The sequence below is a fragment of the Neomesorhizobium albiziae genome (assembly GCF_900114255.1).
Taxonomy (GTDB): Bacteria; Pseudomonadota; Alphaproteobacteria; order Rhizobiales; family Rhizobiaceae; genus Neomesorhizobium; species Neomesorhizobium albiziae.
Window position 1 is genome coordinate 358,720 of sequence record NZ_FOSL01000001.1, and the last position, 21,937, is coordinate 380,656.

A 21,937-nucleotide genomic window follows, 5' to 3' on the forward strand; every position below is an offset into this window, starting at 1 on the left:
AAAATGACCGGGCGCACGCCACTCCAGCGCCGTCGGCTCAGGCCAGTTTCTCCTTGAAGAAGGCGATCGTCCGGCCCCAGGCGAGATCTGCCGCCGCCTTGTTGTAGCGTGCCTCCGAGGTGTCGTTGTTGAAGGCATGCTGGGCGCCGTCATAAACATAGACGGTGAACTCCTTGCCCGCCGCCTCGAGCGCGGCCTTGTAGGCGTCGATGCCAGCGTTAATGCGTTCATCCTGCCCGGCATAGTGCAACAGAAGCGCCGCCTTGATCCTGGCAATGTCGGCCGGATCCTTCGGCTGCGCGCCATAATAGGCGACGCCCGCGGCAAGGTCGGGTGCGTTGGCGGCAAGATTGTTCACCGTGCCGCCGCCCCAGCAGAAGCCGACCGCGCCAACCTTGCCGTTGCCGCCCTCATATCCCTTGAGGTAGGCCACCGTGGCGACGCCATTGGCGACCGTCTTTGCCGGATCGAGCTTGCCGAACATTTCGCGCGCCTTCTCCTCGTCGGCCGGCGTGCCGCCGAGCGGCGACAGGTAGTCGACAGCGAGCGCCACGAAACCTTCCAGCGCCATGCGTCGCGCCACGTCCTTGATATGCGGGTTGAGGCCACGATTCTCGTGGATCACCATGACGGTGCTAAGCTTGCCGGTCTGGTCGGCGGGCCGCACCAGATAGCCTTTCATCATGTCGCCGCCATCGCCCGGCCAGGCGATGTCCTCGGCCTTGAGGCGCGCATCATCCTCAGCAACGATCGCCGCGCGCGCCGAATTCGCTGCGAGCAGTGGCGCAATCGCGGCAGCCGCGGCGCCGGAACCCGCAAGCTTCGATAGCTTCTCCATGAAACCGCGTCTGTCGAGCGTCAAATGGGTATATTCGTCATAGGCGTCGATCATCGCCTGCGTGATGGCTGGTCCTGTCATCTCTCGCTCCCATGTCCATACTGCTGTTGGCCAAGAGTATGCGGCCAGGTTTCGCCGTCCACTCAACGTTTTTTGATTTGCCAACTTCTTCGCCGACAGGCCGGACAACGATCTTTTCTGTTGTGGCGAACGAAAATTCTGATCTATGGTCCGCATGCTGTTTGGCTGTAGGGGATGTTGCCAATGGTATTGACCCGCAGGGATGTCGTGGTCGGCGGTCTGGCGTTGTTCGGCGCCGGCGCGCTGCACAAGCCGGCCTTTGCCCAGGCCGCCTCCTATTTCGCCGGCACGGCCGTCGATAACAACGTCACCTACCGCAAGACCAATTTCGCCAAGATCGACAAGAAGTGGCAGCGCCAGGTCGTCAAGTATTTCTCGAGCGAGCCGGTGGGCACGGTCGTCGTCGACACCAGGCACCACTTTCTCTACCTGATCCTGGAGAATAAGACGGCCATCCGCTACGGCGTCGGCGTCGGCCGCGAAGGCTTCCAGTGGTTTGGCCGCGCCACCGTCGACCGCAAGTCGCTATGGCCGCGCTGGACCCCTCCCCCCGAAATGCGCAAGCGCCATCCCGAACTGCCGGAGTTTGTTGCGGGCGGGTCGCCGAAGAACCCGCTCGGCCCCCGCGCCATGTATCTCCATCGCGACGGCGTCGACACCGGTTACCGCTTCCACGGCACTCTGGAGCCGTGGAGCATCGGCAAGGATGTGTCCAGCGGTTGCATCCGCATGTTCAACGAGGACGCCATCGACCTCTACCAGCGTTGCCCGATCGGCACCGCGGTGCAGGTGCTGCCGCATATCGCCGACCGGGCCCAGCAGGCCACGCAGGTCAGCGAAACCGTCCCGGTCGAGTGAGGAATATCGCCTGATGCCTGCTGTGACCGGATACGCGCGGCCCCTGATCGCTGCCGCCATGCTCCTGGCGCTCGCCGCCTGCAACACTCCCGAAATGGCATCGCTGGAGGAACCGGCGCCGCCGCCGATGACCGGCCAGACCGACGATCCCGCGCCCGGCTTCGAGAATGTGAAGCCCGGCAGCGAGGAGGACTTCATCCTCAATGTCGGCCGTCGCATCTACTTCACGCAGGATTCGGCAACCCTCGATTCCGTCGCCATGACCACGCTCGACAACCAGGCTGTATGGCTGAACAAGAATCCGAGCTGGTTGCTCAAGCTGCAGGGCTTTGCCGACGATTCAGGATCCGCCTCGAGCATGGAAGCGCTTTCCCAGAAACGCGCTGATACCACGATGGCCTATCTCGCCTCCAAGGGCGTCGATCAGACCCGCATGTGGGCCAAGGGTTATGGCAAGGACCGTGAGGTACGCGACTGCAAGGAAAGGTCGTGCAAGGTGCAGAACCGTCGCGTCGTCTCCAACCTGCGAACCACCCCCGACGCACCCTGAGCGGCGACCGGTTGCGGTAACCCGTGGCCGGAGTCGCTATCTTGCGGCCCGGCCCCGATAAAAAATCGCTATCTGAAGATTGTCACTGCCGCAGCGCGTCGATCACCGGGCGGCGGTAGATCAGTATCGCCGGAACGGCAGCCAGCAACGCGCCGACGAAAAGCAGCGCCCCTACCAGCCGGAATTCCGCCCCGCCGACCGTTGCACGCATCGCCACCCCGCTCGCCTGCGTGAGAAAATGCGAGATGATGCCGGCGACACCCCAGCCGAGCAGCAGCCCGCCGAGTGCGCCGGCCGCAATCAGCAAGGTCACGTAGCTCCACACCGTCAGGAAGATGAACAGCCGAGAGGCGCCGAGCGCCCTCAGCACCGCAAAACGCTGCCGCTGCAAATCGAGCAGCGCCAGCATGCCGGCCAGGATCGCCGCCACCACCAGCACCTGCGTAGCCAGCGTCAGCGCGCCCATGATGCGACCGACATCGCCCATCAGCGCATAGAGTTCGACCAGCACTTCGGCCGGGAAAAATGCCGTCGAACCCGTCGTCCGATAGGCATTGCGCAGGCCGTAGGCGGCGGGCACGGTGCCCGGCTTGACGATGACCGCAGGAACCCCCGGAAGCTTATCCGCTGCAAAAGGTGGCCCGATATGCGCGTCGCCCTCGGCATGGCCGGTGCCCAGCCCATGCACATACCAGTTGAACTCGATCGGCGTCACGACCGCCCGGTCCCACGGCGTGCCCGTGGGTTTGAGGCGCCCGACCACATGCAGCTTCTGCCCATGTAGTCCGCCAGCGTCGGCCTCGGGCGAGGCCTCGCCATGGCCATGGCTCACTTGCAGGTCGTCGCCGACCTTATGTGACGACAACGCCCCCAGCACCGCTTCGTCGAAACGCTCGAAAACACGGCCCTCGGCGAGCGACCCGCCCGACAGATGTTGCGCAAACGTCGCGGTGGTGCCAACCACCGGGTCACCGTCGAGACTGTCGCCGAAACCGACCGGCGCCACGAATTCGGCCTTCGGCTCGCCGAGCAGCTTGGTGAAGACCGTCGGCGGCAGAAGCTCTACCGCGCTTGGCCGGAGATAAACGACGCTGAACAGCACGTCGGTCAGGCTGCCGGGCGCGGCCACCACGAGGTCGAAGCGGTCGGCGGCGCGCGCGCTGCCTTGCCTGAGCGCTCGCTCCTGTGCCGAGATGGCGATGCCCAGCCCCACCGCCAGCGCGATCAGCGCCACGAACAAAAGGCTGGTCAGCCGGTTGCGGGCGAGCATGGCGGCGACCAGCGGCAGCGGATTCATGACACCCGCTCCGCTGCCGCTTTCTGCACGACCTGCGGCGCGACGATTTTGCCATGCTCGATCCGCACGACATGATCGCAAACGTCGAGAAGATCGACGTCATGCGAGGCGCAGATGACCGTCTTGCCGGCCTCGCCGGCCAGCCGCCGCAGCACCGACACGACATTTCCCCCCGCGGCCACATCCAGGCTTGCGGTCGGCTCGTCGGCGAAGATCACCGGCGGGTCGAACAGAAGCGCACGCGCGATCGCCACCCGCTGCTGCTCGCCGCGCGACAGCAGCGCCACCTTCGTGCGTTCGCGCGGCACTTCCAGTTGCTCCAGCAATTCACCGGCGCGGCGCCTCAGCCCGCGCACCGACCATTGCGCAAACCAGCCTCCGACCAGCACATTGTCTTCCGGGCTCATTTCTTCGATCAGGTGGAAATTCTGGAACACGAAGCCGGCATTCTCCCGCCGCCAGGCGTCGCGCCGCGCTTCGCTGAGATTGGCAAGGTCCGTATCGTTCCAGCGTATCGAGCCGGCGTCGGGACGCAGCAGCCCCGACAGCAGATAAAGCAGCGTCGACTTTCCGGAGCCGGATGGCCCCGCCAAGGCAGTCATGGAGCCGGGCCGCGCATCCAGCGCCGCGCCGTTCACAGCTGTCATCCGGCCCCTGCCCGCTTCCGAGTAGGTCAGGACAAGGCCGGAGGCGGCGAGGGTCTGGCCGGTCACAGGCTAGCGCTTCACGTAGGTCGCGCCAGTGATACGGATCAGGCTGACGAACTGGGTTTCCGGGTCTTTCCAGAAGCCGAGTTCCAGCTTCCCCTCGACATCGATCAGATCGGTGTAGCGCACCACGTCGATAGGGTCGTCGCAATAGGCAACAACCAGATCATCCGGCCACTGTGCCTCGCTTTCGCAGAACGGGCACACCGACATCGGCAGCTTGGTCAGCACGAAGAAACGCACCTCAGGCTTCAGCGGCGGCGCCATGTAGCCGGTCATCTGCACGATCTTGCCGTCGAGCGATTTGGTCAGGTCGGAAAGCTCGTCGCCCCTGACGTAGAGTTCGCGGAATTTCAGCACCGGCACCGCGGCATTGGCCGAAGTGCCGGGAAACATCAACGCACCCGTTCCAAATGACAGCAACTTCAGAAGATCGCGCCGTTGCATGCCAGCCTCCGTGCGCCCCAAACCGTTCAGTGTGCATGGCCGGCATGCGAGTGCTGCATCGCATCGGACGCTTCGATTTCCACGTCGAGTTCGACCGCGCCGGCCTTTTCGAATTGCAGCGTCAGGCCAAAATCTTCGCCCTTCATCAGGTCCCCGGTCAAGCCGCGCAGTGCGATCGCCATACCGCCGGGATCGAGCAGGGTCTCGCCTGCCGCGATGTCGACCGGGCCAAGCGGCATGGCGCCGCTGTTGCCGTCCTGCATCGTGATGCCGACGATCTCCGCCCGGCTGGCCTTTTCACTCTCGGCCGCAAGCAGCCGGTCGGCCGCGCCCTTGTTCTCGATGTCCATGAACACCAGCGTATCGCTGCCTGCCGCCGCCGCACGCGCCCAGGCATGCACGATGCGGATATCGCCCGTTGTCGCGACGTGCTGGTGCTCCGCCGCAACGAGCGGCGGCACAAGCACTGCCGAGGCGGCCACGGCCAAAATCATCGCCCTGAAAAGAGGCATCTGCATTCCACTGCTAAAAAAAGCGGCCGCCGGTTCCCCGGCGGCCGGTGGGAGGCATGCGCCGGTGTTATTTCACTGCTCCTGTCGTCTCGGCCTTCACCCGCGACGGCAGCTGCGAGGCATAGGCCATGACGTGGTAGATAAGGTTCTGCTCGACCACGCCGCGGAACAGGTGCGCCCACGGTCCGGCCGCGAAGATCGCAACGTCGTCGCCGCCATGCGTTTCGCTCTCGCCGAGCGGCACCAGCGCCGGCTGCAGGAAGTCGAGGTCTGTGGTGTCAACATTGGTCAGGTCCGGGCGCGGCTCGTCGAGCTTGGCGCCGGGGCCATTGGCGTAGGAAAGCGTGGTGTAGGGCTTCTTGTCGTCGCCGGTGCCGGCGATGCCGAGGATCGGGTTGTTGCGCTTGGGATAGCCATTGATGGTCATCGTGTGGCTGTGATCGGCAGTGAGCACGATCAGCGTCTCTTGCGGATTGACCTTGTCATAGGCCACCTGCAACGCCTGCGCGGCGGCCACCGTATCGGCCAGCGCGCGGGCGGCATTGCCGGCATGGTGGGCGTGGTCGATGCGGCCGGCTTCGACCATCAGCACGAAGCCTTCCTTGTTCTTCGACAGGACGTCGATCGCCTTGCCGGTCATTTCGGCAAGCGACGGCTCGCCGCCCTTGTCCTTGGCGCGGTCGGCCTCGTATTGCATGTGCGAACGCTCGAACAGGCCGAAAAGGTGCTCGGTCTTTTCCGCATCGACGGCATCGAATTCGGTCTTGTTCCAGACATAGGCGCCGTCATTGTACTTCGCCTTCCACTCGTCGACGAGGTTGCGGCCATCCTTGCGCGCACCCGTCTTGTCGGCAGCTTCCGGATCGGCAGCGCTCTCGGGCAGGAAGTTGGAGCGGCCGCCGCCGAGCACCACCTCGAAGCCGTTGCCGGCGCTCCAGTCGATAAGTTGCGCGGCGATGTCCTTGCAGCCGTTCTGCTTGGCCTCTTCGGAAAGGGTAGCGTCGCTTTCCCAATCGCGGAACGCGGTGTGCGCGTATGCAGCGGCGGGCGTGGCGTGGGTTATGCGGGCCGTCGAGATGATGCCGGTGGAAAGGCCGGCCTTCTCGGCCAGTTCGAAGATAGACTCGGCCTCGGCGCCCTTCTGGCTGGCGCAGTTCTCCAGTGTAACCTTCTGGGTCACGCCGATCGTGCCGTTCAGCGATTTGACGCCGGTGGTCATCGCGGTCGCGGTCGGCGCGGAATCGGCCACCTGCGAGTCATGCGTGTAGGTCTTCGACAGCGCCACGTAAGGCAGCAGCTTCTCGAAGGAGAGCACATTGGATTCGCCGTCGACCCCGCGGCTCTGGCCCTCGTAGATGCGGGCCGCCGTCAGCGTCGGAATGCTGAAGCCGTCGAGCACGAACAGGATGACGTTCTTCGCCCGGCCTGTGTTGGGCTGCTCTGCGAGCTTGGAAAACAGCTCCTGCTGTGCCGAAACGAAATAGCTGTCGGTCTGCTGCGGCAGTGCCTGCTGGGCATTTGCGGCCTGTGCCATCAGCGCCACCGACGCGCCGCTCAAGAATAGCTTGGTAAATCTCTTCATGGTTCATCCCCGACGGTCGAAAGGAAGGCCGAGCGCGAAGGGGTTCTCCGCGCCTCGGACCGTTGTTAGCCGCTGCAAATGACAGTGATATGTAGGCGCCGCAAAAAAGCCGGCGAATTTTCAGCGCGGCTTTTCAAGTTCCATGAAGCGAATGCGGTTGCCGAATGGATCGACGACCGCCGTCTCGATGCGGCCGTCCTCAACCTCGATGCCAGGCTTCATGTAGCGATAGTGCTTGTCGGCGAGTTCCTGCTGGAAGGCCCGCACGCCGGACATATAGACCACCATGTTGCCGCCGGGGCTGGCGTCGCCGGCATGTTCGGTGAGATGCAGCCGCAGGCCGCCGCGCGATATCTGGGTGTAGAGCGGGAAGTTCTCGCCGTAGCGGTGTTCCCAGTCCACCTTGAAGCCGAGGAACCCGAGATAGAACTCATGCGCCTTGGCGACATCGAAGATGCGCACCATCGGCACCGCCTGCTCGAAGGCGATGCCGCCCTCGCCCGCGCCGGTTTTGGCGACCTCGCCGTCCGCCGCTTCGATTTTCGCGGACAGGATGTTCCACGTGGCGAGCCCGAACTGCTTCGCCACGATTTCGAGCGCCTCGCTGTGCGAAATCTCGACATTTCTTGCGGCAAGCGCCTCGCGCATGGCTTTCGTCATCGCCTTGGCATCCCTGAATGTACGCATGGATTTCCGATCCTTCTGGTACGGCGAAGAATGCTGATCAGTGCCCGCATTGCTGATGCCTTCGCCGGCCGGAAGAGGACCAGGGGAAGAATATCCGACGCATTCGCCATGCCCTTTCGGGCGCGGGCTGCCGGCTGCGTCGCTGCCGCGTGGAAAAGCTAGTCGAGCTTGGCTGAAGGGTCAAGGAAGCGCGGAGCCGTGCCGAGCCCGTGTCCCGCACCCTTCAATAGAAGACAGAGACACAGGGATAAAAAGAACAAAACGTAGACACTTCTGGCCTTTCTGCCCCGAATCACTACATTCGGGGTCTGATGTCAGGTTTTCCGGACGACATGCCGTTTTTCGACGAGGACGCTCCGCCCCCGTCGCGCCAGCACGCGCCTCCTCCGCAGGGCGGCGGGGCCATGCACGCGCATGGCGGAGGAATTGCTGCGCGCGCTATGGCAGCCCGCCAGGCTCAGGCGCCGGACTATCTCAAGGGCCTCAACCCCGAGCAGCGTCTGGCCGTCGAGACCACCGAGGGACCAGTGCTTGTGCTTGCCGGCGCCGGCACCGGCAAGACGCGCGTGCTCACCACCCGCATCGCCCATATTCTCGCTACCGGAAGGGCTTTCCCCAGCCAGATCCTCGCCGTCACCTTCACCAACAAGGCGGCGCGCGAGATGAAGGAGCGCGTCGGCGTGCTGGTCGGCGAGGCGGTCGAGGGCATGCCGTGGCTCGGCACCTTCCACTCGATCGGCGTCAAACTGCTTCGCCGCCATGCCGAGCTCGCCGGCCTGAAATCCGGCTTCACCATCCTTGACACCGACGACGTCGTCCGCCTCATCAAGCAGATCATCCAGGCGGAAGGACTAGACGACAAGCGCTGGGCGCCGCGCACCTTCGCCATGATGATCGACGGGTGGAAGAACAAGGGCTTCGGCCCCTCCGAAATTCCCGAGGGCGACGCCCGCTCCTTCGCCAACGGCCGCGGCCGCCAGCTCTATCAGGCCTATCAGGACCGCCTGCTGACGCTCAACGCCTGCGACTTCGGCGACCTACTGCTGCACCCCATCCGCATCTTCCGCCAGCACCACGACGTGCTCGCCGAATACCACCGCAAGTTCAAATACATCCTCGTCGACGAGTACCAGGACACCAACACCGCACAATACATGTGGCTGCGGCTCCTGGCGCAGCGGCCGGGCGGCAAGCCGATCTCCCCCCTTGAGGGGGAGATGCCCGGCAGGGCAGAGGGGGGTGCCTCGCGCCAACCTCATTCACCCCCCTCTGTCGCCTCCGGCGACATCTCCCCCTCAAGGGGGGAGAGTGGAAGCGCCATCAATATTTGCTGCGTCGGCGACGACGACCAGTCGATCTACGGCTGGCGGGGTGCTGAGGTCGACAACATCCTGCGTTTCGACAAGGATTTTCCCGGCGCCACCATTATCCGGCTCGAGCGCAATTACCGCTCCACCGCCCATATCCTGGGCGCCGCCTCGCATCTCATCGCTCACAATGAGGGTCGCTTCGGCAAGACGCTGTTCACCGAACAGGTCGCCGAGGACGACGGCAAGGTCAACGTCCACGCTGCCTGGGATTCCGAGGAAGAAGCCCGCGCCGTTGGCGAGGAGATCGAGCGCTACCAGCGCAACGGCCACCTGCTCAACGACATGGCCATCCTGGTGCGCGCCTCCTTCCAGATGCGAGAATTCGAAGACCGCTTCGTGACGCTGGGTCTCAACTACCGCGTCATCGGCGGACCGCGCTTCTACGAGCGGCTGGAGATCCGCGATGCGCTGGCCTTCTTCCGTGTCGTCGCGCAGGGCGCGGACGACCTCGCCTTCGAGCGCATCGTCAACGTGCCCAAGCGCGGCCTCGGCGAAGCCACCATCCGCCAGATCCACGACACGGCGCGCGCCTTGCGCATCCCCATGCTTGCTGCCGCAGCCACCCTTGCCGAGAGCGACGAGCTGAAGCCAAAGCCGCGTGCGGCGCTGCGCGAGGTCGCCGCCAATTTCGAGCGCTGGCAGAAGGCGCTGGACCACACGCCCCACACCGAACTCGCCGAGATGATCCTCGAGGAAAGCGGCTACACGGAGATGTGGAAGAACGACCGCTCGGCCGAAGCCCCGGGTCGGCTGGAGAACCTCAAGGAGCTCATTCGCTCCATGGAGGAATACGAGTCGCTGCGCTCCTTCCTCGAACATGTGGCGCTGGTCATGGATGCCGAGCAGAACGCCGAGCTCGACGCTGTCAACATCATGACGCTTCATTCGGCAAAGGGCCTCGAATTCCAGACCGTCTTCCTGCCCGGCTGGGAGGAAGGCCTGTTCCCGCACCAGCGCTCGCTCGACGAGGGCGGCCGCTCCGGCCTGGAGGAGGAACGCCGGCTGGCCTATGTCGGCGTCACCCGCGCCAAGAAGAACCTGCACATCTGGTTCGTCTCCAACCGCCGCATCCACGGTCTCTGGCAATCGACCATCCCGTCGCGCTTTCTCGACGAGTTGCCGGAGGCCCACGTCGAGGTGCAGGAAGGCGGCAATTCATACGGCGGCTACGGCAATTCTTACGGCGGCGGCTCATTCGCCTCAGGCCGGGGCGGCCGCCAGAATCCCTACGGCGCCTCGCGTTTCGACAATCTCGGCGCCGACAAATCAGGCGGCGGCTCGTTCTCCAACACCTACGCGACGCCCGGCTGGCAGCGCGCTCAAGCGAATCGCACCGAGGCGACAGACCGCAACTGGGGCACCCGCTCCGGCCACGCGGTCGAGCGCATCGGCTACGGCGAGACCGACTCCGGCTATGGCGCAGGCCGCGGCTCGATCAAGGCCCGCACCATCGACGGCGAACTGGTCGCCAAATCCGTCTCCACCGAGCCCTCGCCGTTCAATGTCGGCGACCGGGTGTTCCACCAGAAATTTGGCAACGGCAACATCGCCGCGATCGACGGCAACAAGCTCACCATCGACTTCGACAAGGCGGGGCAGAAGAAGGTGCTGGACGGGTTCGTGACGGGGGTTTGAGGCAATTTCATTTCATCTGAACTGCCATAGGTTATTCTCTTTAGAGCATGCAGTTGCCGCTCCACTGCACGTTTGCGGTCTTTTATCTCTGATCACTGCCGTTTCGGCGTAAGTTCCATAGCACAGCCATCCTTCGTCTCGCTGACCCATGTCTTGGCGACAACGAGGGCTCACTCAATCGCCAGCATCCCCCTCTTCTTCTCTCCGTCCAGTGTGTTCATGGCGTCATAGAGTCGCTTTCGCTGCACCAGCCAAGGTTTGAATGCCTCGCTGGTGTCAAGCACCAGCACCAGGTCTTCCTTTTCGAGATATCCGCCGATGGGTGAATGGTGCCCGGCGCCGGTCCCGAAGATTTCCTTCCGTCTGAAATTGATTATATAGCGGCGCGATGGGTCGTTCGCGCGGCGTAAATGATCGAGAAACTCGTCCTCCGTTAGGTCCCGCAGCACTGTCACTTTCCGCTCGGTGTGAGACTGCGCCACGCCAGCCAATTCATCCAGTGTCAGGCCGATGATGCACCAGCCCGTCCAGCAAAGCCCGGTGCCGTCAAGCACAGAGGCCTCGGTAGTCTCCTCCTCGCCGAGCGAGCGGTAGACATTGGCCACACTTGCCGGACCGCAGCGCGACGCGTTCGATTGCCATGTCAGCTCCGGACCGAATGATGCGGCGACAGGCAGCGCGAAGGCTTGTTCCATCAGCAGCGGCGTTCGCGTCACAGCGGTGCGGATTGCTTCCTCGGGCACCGAAGGCGGACGTGCAAACAACGCTCCACCTACCAGCAAGCCCAGGATGGCCAAGAGGCCTACAAGCAGGCGCCACCTCATTGACATCTCCATCAAGATCAGCACCGGATGACACTATCCACGGCTGCACGAAACCGGGCCGGCACCCCCGACTGCTCAAAGTCACGCGGCCAAAAGAAGTACAGTATCCTTATAACAGCGAACAGGCGTGGTGGACCGGCGATCCGCGCGAAGGGGCGTAAGGCGCGGCCCCCTATATCCCGCCTTGCGGGGAGAAAGCGATCTCAGCACCTTGGCGGAGCCGGACGAAGCCCATCTTCGCGAAGCGAAGTGCTAGAAATTGCAAGAGAGCGGATTTGAAAGGTCGCGGCTGAACAGCCTCTGCACTAGGAGCCACCCTGAGCTTGTCGAAGGGTCACAACCCGTCATACATCTCCGTCGCATTTGCCAGCGAATAGCGCAGCGGCACCGCGCCCGGCGTCACCCACGCTTCGCCCGCCTGCCCCTCGATCAGCCGGCAGGCGTTGGCGGTATCAGCCACAGCGCCGCCGTAGAGCCGGTTGGCGAGGTTGAGGACGCCGATGCGATGCATCGCCGCTGTCCCGCTGCCGCAGGCGTCCTTCACCAGCACGACGCGCAAGCCCGCCTTCTGCGCGTCCTTGACGCTAGCGTCGACGCAGGCCTCGGTCCACACGCCGGCGACGAACAGCCATTCGACGCCGCGCGCCTTCAGTTCCGGCCCCAGCACCCCGTCGCCGAAGGCGCTGGCCTCGGCCTTGATCAACGTGCACTCCGCACCCGCTGGCGCCACTTCAGGGCATATGGCCGTCAGCGGATCGTTTCTGTCGCTGAACGCAGACAACCCGTCCGGCGTGACAGGGTGAAACGGTCGCGCCGCCGCGACGTCGACGATGTAGGCGCAATGATAGGTCGGCAGCGCGGCCTTGCGCGCCGCTTCGAGCAGCAGCACAGCATTGGCGATCACCGCGCTGAAATTGTCGACCAGGAAGCGCCTGTCGTGGCGATGCTCCTCCTGCAGGTCGACCAGCAACAGAGCCGCCTTGCCGGGCAGGATCGTCAGGGATTTGCGCATGCGTATATAAAAATCCGGAAAATCGATGATGCCGCCGCGGCGTGGTTCCCCCGCAAACGCGACGCCGTGATCCTAGGGCGGTGCCAACCGGCTTGCATCGCCAGACCGACCTTTGCTGTGAGCCCGGCGACCACCCTCACCCATCAAGGACGGCTTTGCTCACCACCGCCTCGTTTCGCGCCTCATCCCTGGCCGAGTAGACCAGCGTTAGCGGTCCCTTACTGGCGAGTTGAGGAGATATGGTAGCTTCCACACACAGTATCGGAACAATCAGATTCAGTGCGTGTTCCACTCCCGTATATAGCGCCGTTGCAGTACCCCTCTGATGGAAGACTAGTCGTAAATTCGGTTACGATCGATGTCCCTGTAATTGTGCCGCTTCCAGAAGCTGTCACGTGCGTAAGCAAACATGACACTCCTCTCACGGTGAAAGTGAGTGAATTCCCCTGTTGCTGCACAAAATATTCATTCCCACGGGTATCCCGCCAATGCCCGCTCAGATCAATTTCCGGCGGTGGAGGTGGGGGAGGAGGTGGAGGTGGAGGTGGAGGTGGAGGTGGAGGAGGCGAAGGTGGCGGATCAGTCTCTGATCGATCGGACTTACTATCTTCATGCTTTGAAGGAGGGGGATCTAGGGGGTCTGGGCGGCGGAACTCGGTGTAAGCAGCCAGGAGACCTGCGACTGCCGTGATCAAGCCAGTCACTGCCCCCAAAATCACGGGAAAGCTTTGCCACCAGACTTGAGGCTTTGGCTCGTCAGTCATGGTTGATCACCTTCGCCATCGGCGTGAATATTACGGCGAATAAGATTTAACAGCAAGTTTGTTCTCACACCGCTGGTCCGGTGAAGCATAAACTGAGATTAGGATGGCTTCCTCTTATAATGAAGCCAGTGGCTCACTTGTGAAATTGGGGCGATATGACTGGATGAGGTAACTGGCCCTTGGTGGAAGCGCCATCGCTCTGGACGCCGCAACCATTTCTATTCATTATTCCAAGTAATTGACACGATCCGCTATAAGCAACGCGAACGCGCAACGCTGCAAACGCAGCTAGCAAGCCCCCGATTTCATAGCTTACTTCTCCCGTAGAGCCGCGCTACAGCGCGTTGCAACGTTTCACCCGCGTCTCTCCCGGGCTTTCTCCTGCTTGCGGCCGGTCGCCCGCCCCTTGCGGTCATGTTCCAGTGCCGCCCTCTCGCATTTGTCTCGGAATTCCTCGACCTCGGTCTCCGTGAGATGTTCGATGCCGATGAAGTAATTGTGCCCCTCGCTCACCCGGATGAGTTCGTTCGAGCTTGGCCTGGATTGCGGCGCCGTCGCGGTTCTGGGTGTTCTGGATAAGAAACACCATCAGGAAGGTGACGATTGTGGTGCCGGTGTTGATGATCAGTTGCCAGGTGTCGGAATAGTCGAAGATCGGGCCGGTCACGGCCCAAACCACAACCACAAGACAGCAGATTACAAAGGCAATCGGGGTGCCGGTCGCATAGGCGACCCGGTTGGCGATCTTTGTGAACGGTTTTTCCAGGATCATGGTGGGCAATCGTCCTGTCGACGCGTCAGGGATAATCGCCAGGAGAACTTTGGGTTCCCAGCCGTCATCGGCGCGTGCCAAATTCGCGTCGTGCCGCTAGATTGTTGGGAACCTCACTCGCGGAATGGAGCCTGCCATGACAGCCGAAAGATATGCCCTGCCAGCACTCGCCCCAGGCCATGTCGCCGTCATCACTGGTGCGGCCAGCGGCATCGGCCTCGCGGTCGCCCGGCAACTCGCTGCCCTGCACATGAAAGTTGTGCTGGCCGACCGCGACAAGGCGCAGCTCGACCTGGCCGCCGGCGAAGTCGCGGCGATCGCGCTTGCCAACTCCGGCGAGGATGGCGATGCCATGGCCGTCGTCTGCGATGTCTCGGAACCGGAGGATCTCGCCCGACTTGCCGAAGCGGCCTATGCGCGCTTCGGCGAAGTGTCGTTTCTGATGAACAATGCCGGCGTCGGCAACAATCCCGGCAAGCCATGGGAGGATCGCGACGCCTGGCGCAAGCTCATCGACACCAACTTCTGGGGCGCTGTCCATGGCGTCGAGGCGTTTGCGCCGAGAATGCTGGCGCAGGGTTCGGCCGGCATTATTGTCAACACCGGCTCCAAGCAGGGCATCACCACGCCCCCCGGTAACCTCGCCTACAATGTCTCGAAGGCGGCGCTGAAGACCTACACCGAGGGCCTGGCGCACGAGTTGCGCAACACGCCAGACGCCAACATTGCGGTGCATCTCCTGATCCCTGGTTTCACCTTCACCGGGCTGACCACCGGCGCCACCGAAAAGCCGGCCAGCGCCTGGACTGGCGACCAGGTCGCCGAATTCATGCTGGAAAGCATGGCCCGCGGCGATTTCTACATTCTCTGCCCAGACAACGAAGCGACCCGCGAGATGGACGAGCGCCGCATGGCCTGGGCGATCGGCGATATCATCGAAAACCGCCCGGCGCTCTCACGCTGGCATCCCGACCACAAGGAGGCGTTTGCGTCGTTCCTGAAAAAGTGATCGGCCTATCTGCAACCCAACACAACCAAACCTAGAGTTGCATGATATCCTTCCTTTTCCGGATATGTTGTAAATCCTGTTCTTACGGGCTTCCGTCCCGTGCTTCCGCTTAGACGCGGCCTCACCCCTTCCGCCCCTGTCACCCCCAGCCGGCGGAAGGGGCACCTCGCGGGAGAGCCTCAGGAAGCCGGTTTCTCCCAGCGGTCGAGAAACTCTTCGACAGGCAAGGTCTGCATGTCCGGTATGGCATCGAACAGCCGCTCGACCGGCCAGTCCCACCATGCCAGCCTCTGCAGGCGCTCGGCGATTTCGGGCGGGAAACGCATCCTGATTTTGCGCGAAGGCGCGCCCGCAGCGATCTCATAAGCTCCGACATCGCGCGTCACCACAGCGTTGGCGCCGATCACCGCGCCATTGCCGATGGAAATACCAGGCATGATGACGGCGCCGTGGCCGATCCAGACATCGTGGCCGATATTCACCTGCTTGGCGCGCCGCCTGTCGCGAAACGCGTTGTCGACGCCGAGATAGCGGAAATATTCGTTCGGGCGGTAGGTGAGCTTGTGCGCCGTCACCCGCTCGATCGGGTGTTCCAGCGCATTGATGCGGGTGTTCGCCGCAATGGAGCAGAACTTGCCGATCACCGTGTAGATCGCTTCGGCGTGGCGCTCGAAATAGGAAAAATCGCCGACGCTCACCTCGCGCAGCACCACGCGTTCGCCGATCGCCGCATAACGCCCGAGACGGCAGGATTTCAGCTCCGCCGTGGGGTGGATGCGTGGTTCGGGGTCCTTGAAGCGAAGATCGGCCATCTCGTCCATGCGCGGGCTTTACGCCGCGCCGCCTAAACCGGCAAGGCCATGACCGGCCTGATCGGAGAACCTTGCCAAGCCAAAAACGATCGCGCAGGGTCGCCAGGCAATGAAAATGAGGCATGAGAAATGGCATATGACCGGCGCATCGCATTGGCCAAGGACGGACCGTCACTGTCCAGGCTGGTCCTCGGCATCTGGCGGCTTCTGGATGGCGACGATAAACCCGATGCCGACAGCGTCGCACGCCTCATCGCCGCCGCGCTCGACCTCGGGATGACGAGCTTCGACCATGCCGATATCTACGGCAATTACGAGGTCGAGGCCGCCTTCGGCGCCGGGTTCAGGCGCTGGGCCGGACGGCGGGAATCGGTCGAGCTGATCACCAAATGCGATATCATGTTGAAATCGGCGAACCGCCCGGCAAACCGGGTGAAGCACTACGACACCAGCGCAGCCCATATCGCCGCTTCGGTGGATCGCTCCCTACTCAACCTCAACATCGACTATATCGACATCCTTCTGCTGCACCGGCCTGACCCGTTGATGGATGCCGGCGAGACCGCCGAAGCGCTTGCCCGTCTCGTCAAGTCCGGGAAAATCCGCGCCGTCGGCGTATCGAATTTCACGCCGTCGCAGATCGATCTACTCGCTTCCCGGCTGCCTTTTCCCATTGTCACCAACCAAATCGAGATGTCCGTCCTCCATACGGATCCGCTTGCCGATGGCAGCCTCGACCATTCGCAACGCCTTGGCTACGCCCCCATGATCTGGTCGCCCTTGGGCGGCGGCGGGCTGTTCACCGGTTCCGGCAGCCGCGAACAGGCGGTCCGCACCGCACTGTCAACCGTGGGAGATGAAATCGGCGAGAAGGATATTTCAGCCATCGCGCTGGCCTGGCTGTTACGCCATCCGGCAAGGTTGGTGCCGGTGCTGGGCAGCCTCAAACCCGACCGCATGGCCGGCATGGTGAGAGCGCTCGACATCGTGCTCGACCGCCAGCAATGGTTCGCCATTCTCGAGGCCAGCGAAGGCCGCGAAGTGGCTTAAATGTAGGGCGGGAATGCCTACTGGGGCTTGCCCTTTTCCCAGACCACCTGCTGGCCATAAAGGGGCACTGTCGAGATCGCCATCTTGGCGGAGCCGTCCTGCACCTGCCGCGAATGCGAGAGATAGACGAGCGTGTCGTTCGCCTTGTCGTAGATGCGGTTCACCACCTGCTTCTTCCAGATCAGGCTGATGCCCTGCTTGAAGACCTCTTCTCCCCCCTCGCCCAGGTTGATGTCGCCGATCTTGATCGGCCCCGTCTGCTGACAGGAGATGGCGGAATCCGAAGGGTCTTCGAACCAGTTGCCCTTCTGCAGCCGATCGACGACACCACGCTCGAAATAGGAGACGTGGCAGGTCACGCCCTCGACGCCCGGATCTTTTACCGCCTCGATGATGATGTCGTTGCCGAGCCAGTCGACGCCGACCTCGCCAACCTGCTGGGCTGACGCAGGCAGGATGCCGGCAACGATGGCTGCCACTGCGATTCCGGCAAAGGTGCGGGTCATTTCGGTTCTCCCTGCTCGACGCTAGAGCATGATCCCGAAAAGTGGAAACCAGTTTTCGGAAAGATCATGCTCCAACAATAAAACTGGAGCCCATTCCGATTCGATCGGAATGGAACAGGCTCCAGGATCGCGAAAATGGGTCCGCGCGTCGCCGGTTGCAAGAAAATCCTCCCGCTACTGGCTCAATCGGACGTCCCATCCGCGGCAACAAACCGCCTTTTCGCGTATCGGCGAAACGCGCTATTATTCGGCGATGAAAATTTCGCCTCGAAAGTTGCTGTCCCCGGCCGTCAAGATCGGCCTGGCCGTTCTCGCGGTTGCCGCCGCGACCGGCGTTGCCTTCGCGGCGTGGGTCGAAAACGGCGCCGCCATCCTGATGACGATGGCCGAAACCGGCCTTTCCTGGTGTTTCTGAGCCTTTCCCCTTCCCAATTCCCAAACCCGGACAATTCCTATGATGCGCTCCATCCTTATCGGCATACTGGTCCTCATGGCGGCCGGGGTCGGCTTCATCACCTTCCAGTGGTATCGCACCATGAATGGCGGCGAGCCTTATGGCGCAGCCTTCAGCCTGGTTGACCAGAAGGGAGCGGAAATCACCGAAGCAGCTTTCCGCGACCAGCCCACGGCAGTGTTCTTCGGCTTCACGCACTGCCCCGAAATCTGCCCGACCACGCTTTTCGAACTCGACGGCCTGCTGAAGAAGCTCGGCGACGAAGGCAAGAACATCAGGGTTTACTTCGTCACGGTCGATCCCGAGCGCGACACGCCGGAAGTCCTGGACGCTTATGTCTCCAATGTTTCCGACCGCATTACTGGCATCACCGGCAGCCCCGAAAAGATCGCCGCGATGACCAAGTCTTTCGGCATTTATTCGAAGAAAGTGCCGCTCGATGGCGGCGATTACACGATGGACCACACGGCATCTGTGCTTCTCCTGTCGAATGGTGGCGATTTCGCCGGCACCATTGCCTACGAGGAAAATCCGGACACCGCGCTCGCCAAACTGAAGCGCCTCGCCACCGAAGGCTGAGCCCCAAGCCGCACCGGACCGGAGGCTGGGTTGCGCTCCGGTCCGGAAACGTGTTGATGCGGCTAGTGTCGTGATTTCGAAGTTCGGATCACTTCGATATAGCGCTCCGAGCGAACTTCGAAATCAAAACGACACTAGAAATCAATAAGTTGCTAGTGTCCTTTCGATCCTGAAATTCGCACTGCCTCTGATATCGAACGATGGCGAATTTCAGAATCGGGACACTAGAAAATGCCGGGGTTTTAATGTCCGAAAAGCAGCCCACCCAGACCCGTCTCCACCTCGTCGCGTCGCGTACCGAGGCAAACCGCATCTATGCCGCGCTCGAAACCGCCTTCGAGGAAGATGGTTTTCCGCTGGCCGTGGTGGAACTCGACGAGGCTAGGGATATCCACGAAGTCTCGCTTTATGCCGATGGCCATATCGACGCTGTCGAAGAGCGCATTCGTGATGTCCTCGGCGACATCGCTCCGGGCATCGCGCTCGGACGCGAGGTGCTGCCCGACACCGACTGGGTGGCGCTGTCGCTCGAAGGATTAAAACCAGTACGCGCCGGCCGCTTCTTCGTTCATGGCGCGCATGACCGCGACAAGCGCCGCATCGGCGACCTGTCGATCGAGATCGAGGCCGGGCTTGCCTTCGGCACCGGGCATCACGGCACCACATCCGGTTGCCTCGACATGATCTGGGAAGTCGCCAGGCGGGAGCGCCCGACCAACGCGCTCGATCTCGGCACCGGCAGCGCCGTGCTGGCTATCGGACTGGCCAAGATGGCGCATATCCCGGTGCTTGCCACCGATATCGACCCGGTGGCAACGGCTGTGGCCGCACAAAATGTCAGGTTGAACGAGGTAAGCGCCTATGTTGAGACCGAGACGGCCACCGGCTTCCATCATCCGGTGTTCGCCAGATGGGCGCCGTTCGATCTGATCGTCGCCAACATCCTCGCCAGGCCGCTGATGAAGCTGGCGCCGGAGATGGCCAGGCACGTCGCGCCCGGCGGTTCACTCATTCTCTCCGGAATTCTCGGCCGCCAGCGTAACGCAGTGATCGCAGCCTATGCCGGGCAGAAATTCCGCCATGTCCGCACCCTGCCGCGCGAAGACTGGGTTACGCTCCATCTGAAGCGCTGACCGGTTGCAAAAGGCGGCTAGTGTCGTGATTTCGAAGTTCGCTTCATTGTCGATATCAATCTCCCAGGCGAACTTCGAAATCGGAACGACACTAGAATCAATAAGTTGCTAGTGCCCTTTGATTCTGAAATTCGCTCGGTGCTTGATATCGAACTCAAGCGAATTTCAGAATTGGGGCACTAGCCGGAGCCGCCTTTCGGGCAATCAGATGATGTAAGCGCTCGACCACTTCTTCAATTCATCACGCTTGTAGCCATGAACTCTCAGTGTTGCGTCGTCGAGCATCAGCAGTGCGCCGTTGACATAACGCTGGGCCTGGTGGTCACGCGAGGCAATGAGGTTGTTGAGCGCGCCGGCAAAAAAACCTTTGGTCCTGGTAGCCATTGTCTGTCTCCTTTCGGAATCAGCATGTCCTCCACGCAAATATAGGTAGGTATGCCCGACCCGTATGAGCAGGCCCGAAGCTGCATGGCACCCATCGCTTTTTGCGGATGGCTGCAACTGGACCAGCAGCGGGACGTTGCAAGCCGCCCGCGCGGCGTTTAGCGTCGCGGCGCCCTGAGAAGAATCCCGAAGGACGCGACACCGATGTTCCAGACCTTTGACGCCAAAAGCGATCCGACGCTGAACCCGCCGCGTATCGCGGCGCTGCGCGAATGGCTGGCTGCAAACAATCTCGACGGCTTCCTGGTGCCGCGCGCCGACGAACATCAGGGCGAATATGTCGCCGCGCGTTCCGAACGGCTGCGCTGGCTGACCGGCTTCACCGGCTCGGCCGGCGTCGCGCTGATCATGCGCGATCGCGCCTACATCTTCGTCGATGGCCGCTATCAATTGCAGGTGCGCGGCGAGGTCGACATGTCGATCTTCACCGTCGAAAACCTGATTGAAACGCCGCCGCCGGTCTGGATGCGGGACAATCTCGGCAAGGGCGCGCGGATCGGATTCGACCCCTGGCTGCACACGGTGGGCGACGTCAAGGCTTTGAAGGCTTCCGCTGAAAAGGTCGGAGCCGCACTGGTGCCGCTTCAGCGCAACCCCATCGACATCCTTTGGACCGATCAGCCGAAACCGCCGCTGGCGCCAGTCGAAATCCACCCGAATGCGCTGGCGGGCGAAATCGCCAAGGACAAGCTCGCTCGCCTCGCGGCCGGACTATCGAAGGAAGGCGCGACCCATGCCGTGCTTACCGACCCCTCATCCGTCGCCTGGACCTTCAACATCCGCGGCAACGACGTGCCGCACACGCCGCTGGCCCTCGGCTTCGCCATCCTCGCAGCCGAAGGCCCGCATCTGTTGTTCATGGACAAGCGCAAGCTGCCGCGCGAGACCGAAGCCTACCTCACCCAGTTGACCGACCTTTATCAGCCAGGTGCGCTCGAGGCCGAACTGACGCGGCTGGCCAAGTCCGGCGCCAGGATCGCGCTGGATTCTGCACTCGCTGCCGACCGCCTGCGCATGCTGATCGAAGACAATGGCGGCAGCGTCGTCGCGGCGACGGATCCGGCCCGCCTGCCCCGCGCCACCAAGAACCAGGCTGAGATCGCCGGCGCGCGCGCAGCGCACCGGCGCGACGCCGCGGCTGTGATCAAGCTGCTATGCTGGCTCGACCGCCAGCCGGCCGGCTCGCTGGACGAGATCACGGTGGTGACGAAACTGGAGGAAAGCCGCGCCACGGTCGGGCGGGAAACCCAAATGCCGCTTCGCGACGTTTCTTTCGACACCATCTCCGGGGCCGGGCCGAACGGCGCCATCATGCACTACCGGGTGTCGCGCCAGTCCAACCGCAAGATCAATGCAGGAGAGCTGTTCCTGCTCGATTCAGGCGCGCAATATCAGGACGGCACCACCGACATCACCCGCACCATGGCGATCGGCACGCCAACCGACGAAATGCGCGAACGCTTCACCATCGTGCTCAAGGGCATGATCGCCATTTCCATCCTGCGGTTTCCCGCCGGTACGCGCGGGCAGGACATCGATGCCTTCGCCCGTATCGCCCACTGGAAGGCAGGCCTCGACTTCGCCCACGGCACCGGCCACGGCGTCGGCTCCTACCTTTCGGTGCATGAAGGACCGCAGCGTATCGCCAAGACCGGCACCGAAAAGCTGCTCGAAGGCATGATGCTTTCCAACGAGCCCGGCTACTACAAGGAAGGCCACTACGGCATCCGTATCGAAAACCTGATCCTCGTTACCCCCGCCCAGCAGATATCCGGCGGCGACATCGCCATGCATGGCTTCGAGACGCTGACGCTGGTGCCGATCGACCGGCGGCTGGTAAGGTCGGATCTGCTCAGCCCCGAGGAACTGGCATGGCTGAACGCCTATCACGCCCGCGTCATGGACGAAATCGCCCCGATGGTCGGCGGCGAGGAACTGAAATGGCTGGAGGCGGCGACGGCGCCAATCGGTTGATCTTTCAGCAGTTGGTTGAGGTTCAGGTCAGGCCGGCATC

Annotated in this window: 21 protein-coding genes and 1 pseudogene; 9 read left to right on the forward strand and 13 right to left on the reverse strand. The window is 62.6% G+C overall.

From position 1 onward, the window contains the following. Positions 1-37: 37 nt before the first annotated feature. Entirely contained in the window at positions 38-919 is an 882-nt protein-coding gene (locus F3H98_RS01735) for a dienelactone hydrolase family protein (RefSeq protein WP_149757630.1), read from the reverse strand. A 183-nt stretch (positions 920-1,102) separates the two neighbouring features. On the opposite strand from F3H98_RS01735, the gene F3H98_RS01740 reads away from it, so the two are divergent. Together F3H98_RS01740 and F3H98_RS01745 are read left to right on the forward strand one after the other, a co-directional pair. Then, entirely contained in the window at positions 1,103-1,777 is a 675-nt protein-coding gene (locus F3H98_RS01740; protein WP_149757632.1) for a L,D-transpeptidase, read from the forward strand. Positions 1,778-1,790: 13 nt separating this feature from the next. Then, positions 1,791-2,327, forward strand: coding sequence for an OmpA family protein (locus F3H98_RS01745; RefSeq protein ID WP_149757634.1), 537 nt, complete (start codon positions 1,791-1,793; stop codon positions 2,325-2,327). Positions 2,328-2,409: 82 nt separating this feature from the next. On the opposite strand, the gene F3H98_RS01750 is transcribed toward F3H98_RS01745, so the two are convergent. The 6 genes from F3H98_RS01750 to F3H98_RS01775 form a co-directional block, all read right to left on the reverse strand. Then, complete coding sequence (locus F3H98_RS01750; protein WP_149757636.1) at positions 2,410-3,624, reverse strand: FtsX-like permease family protein; 1,215 nt, start codon at positions 3,622-3,624, stop codon at positions 2,410-2,412. Continuing rightward, positions 3,621-4,337: an ABC transporter ATP-binding protein gene (locus F3H98_RS01755; protein WP_210249649.1), complete on the reverse strand. Its 717-nt coding sequence runs from the start codon at positions 4,335-4,337 to the stop codon at positions 3,621-3,623. Before F3H98_RS01755 ends, F3H98_RS01750 begins: the two co-directional genes overlap by 4 nt. A gap of 3 nt (positions 4,338-4,340) precedes the next feature. Further along, positions 4,341-4,778 (reverse strand): hypothetical protein, encoded by a 438-nt coding sequence (locus F3H98_RS01760; protein ID WP_149757638.1) that lies wholly within the window; start codon positions 4,776-4,778, stop codon positions 4,341-4,343. A 26-nt stretch (positions 4,779-4,804) separates the two neighbouring features. Continuing rightward, positions 4,805-5,290 carry a copper chaperone PCu(A)C gene (locus F3H98_RS01765; RefSeq protein ID WP_188130303.1) on the reverse strand — a complete coding sequence of 162 codons (486 nt, stop codon included), beginning with the start codon at positions 5,288-5,290 and terminating at the stop codon, positions 4,805-4,807. Positions 5,291-5,357: 67 nt separating this feature from the next. Next, positions 5,358-6,872 (reverse strand): alkaline phosphatase family protein, encoded by a 1,515-nt coding sequence (locus F3H98_RS01770; protein ID WP_149757642.1) that lies wholly within the window; start codon positions 6,870-6,872, stop codon positions 5,358-5,360. A 120-nt stretch (positions 6,873-6,992) separates the two neighbouring features. Beyond that, the gene (locus F3H98_RS01775; protein WP_149757644.1) at positions 6,993-7,559 is read right to left on the reverse strand and encodes a glyoxalase superfamily protein; all 567 of its coding nucleotides are present in this window, start codon (positions 7,557-7,559) and stop codon (positions 6,993-6,995) included. Between the two features lie 311 nt (positions 7,560-7,870). On the opposite strand from F3H98_RS01775, the gene F3H98_RS01780 reads away from it, so the two are divergent. Then, a complete protein-coding gene (locus F3H98_RS01780) occupies positions 7,871-10,564 on the forward strand; it encodes an ATP-dependent helicase (protein WP_149757646.1) in 2,694 nt (897 codons plus the stop codon). A 170-nt stretch (positions 10,565-10,734) separates the two neighbouring features. Here F3H98_RS01780 and F3H98_RS01785 read toward each other — a convergent pair whose 3' ends face one another. The 3 genes and pseudogenes from F3H98_RS01785 to F3H98_RS01800 all read right to left on the reverse strand — a co-directional run bounded on the left by F3H98_RS01785 (position 10,735) and on the right by F3H98_RS01800 (position 13,936). Beyond that, entirely contained in the window at positions 10,735-11,388 is a 654-nt protein-coding gene (locus F3H98_RS01785) for a phytochelatin synthase family protein (protein WP_149758358.1), read from the reverse strand. 334 nt (positions 11,389-11,722) lie between these two features. Beyond that, positions 11,723-12,400 (reverse strand): isochorismatase family protein, encoded by a 678-nt coding sequence (locus F3H98_RS01790; protein WP_149757648.1) that lies wholly within the window; start codon positions 12,398-12,400, stop codon positions 11,723-11,725. Positions 12,401-13,518: 1,118 nt separating this feature from the next. Next, positions 13,519-13,936: pseudogene (locus F3H98_RS01800) on the reverse strand (low affinity iron permease family protein). A gap of 136 nt (positions 13,937-14,072) precedes the next feature. On the opposite strand from F3H98_RS01800, the gene F3H98_RS01805 reads away from it, so the two are divergent. Continuing rightward, positions 14,073-14,945, forward strand: coding sequence for an SDR family NAD(P)-dependent oxidoreductase (locus F3H98_RS01805; RefSeq protein ID WP_149757652.1), 873 nt, complete (start codon positions 14,073-14,075; stop codon positions 14,943-14,945). A gap of 179 nt (positions 14,946-15,124) precedes the next feature. Here the strand turns inward: F3H98_RS01805 and F3H98_RS01810 are convergent, their stop codons facing one another. Next, complete coding sequence (locus tag F3H98_RS01810; RefSeq protein WP_149757654.1) at positions 15,125-15,766, reverse strand: DapH/DapD/GlmU-related protein; 642 nt, start codon at positions 15,764-15,766, stop codon at positions 15,125-15,127. A gap of 120 nt (positions 15,767-15,886) precedes the next feature. On the opposite strand from F3H98_RS01810, the gene F3H98_RS01815 reads away from it, so the two are divergent. After that, positions 15,887-16,807: an aldo/keto reductase gene (locus tag F3H98_RS01815; RefSeq protein WP_149757656.1), complete on the forward strand. Its 921-nt coding sequence runs from the start codon at positions 15,887-15,889 to the stop codon at positions 16,805-16,807. A gap of 17 nt (positions 16,808-16,824) precedes the next feature. On the opposite strand, the gene F3H98_RS01820 is transcribed toward F3H98_RS01815, so the two are convergent. Further along, a complete protein-coding gene (locus tag F3H98_RS01820) occupies positions 16,825-17,313 on the reverse strand; it encodes a CreA family protein (protein WP_149757658.1) in 489 nt (162 codons plus the stop codon). Between the two features lie 253 nt (positions 17,314-17,566). On the opposite strand from F3H98_RS01820, the gene F3H98_RS30960 reads away from it, so the two are divergent. The 3 genes from F3H98_RS30960 to F3H98_RS01830 all read left to right on the forward strand — a co-directional run bounded on the left by F3H98_RS30960 (position 17,567) and on the right by F3H98_RS01830 (position 19,479). Then, positions 17,567-17,728, forward strand: a complete 162-nt coding sequence (locus F3H98_RS30960; protein ID WP_188130316.1) for a hypothetical protein — start codon at positions 17,567-17,569, stop codon at positions 17,726-17,728. A 39-nt stretch (positions 17,729-17,767) separates the two neighbouring features. Continuing rightward, positions 17,768-18,346, forward strand: coding sequence for an SCO family protein (locus F3H98_RS01825; RefSeq protein ID WP_149757660.1), 579 nt, complete (start codon positions 17,768-17,770; stop codon positions 18,344-18,346). Positions 18,347-18,591: 245 nt separating this feature from the next. Then, positions 18,592-19,479: a 50S ribosomal protein L11 methyltransferase gene (locus F3H98_RS01830; RefSeq protein WP_149757662.1), complete on the forward strand. Its 888-nt coding sequence runs from the start codon at positions 18,592-18,594 to the stop codon at positions 19,477-19,479. A 204-nt stretch (positions 19,480-19,683) separates the two neighbouring features. Here the strand turns inward: F3H98_RS01830 and F3H98_RS01835 are convergent, their stop codons facing one another. Beyond that, the gene (locus tag F3H98_RS01835) at positions 19,684-19,863 is read right to left on the reverse strand and encodes a hypothetical protein (protein ID WP_149757664.1); all 180 of its coding nucleotides are present in this window, start codon (positions 19,861-19,863) and stop codon (positions 19,684-19,686) included. Between the two features lie 204 nt (positions 19,864-20,067). Between F3H98_RS01835 and F3H98_RS01840 the strand changes: the two genes are divergently transcribed. Further along, the gene (locus F3H98_RS01840; RefSeq protein ID WP_149757666.1) at positions 20,068-21,897 is read left to right on the forward strand and encodes an aminopeptidase P family protein; all 1,830 of its coding nucleotides are present in this window, start codon (positions 20,068-20,070) and stop codon (positions 21,895-21,897) included. The last annotated feature ends 40 nt before the right edge of the window (positions 21,898-21,937 follow it).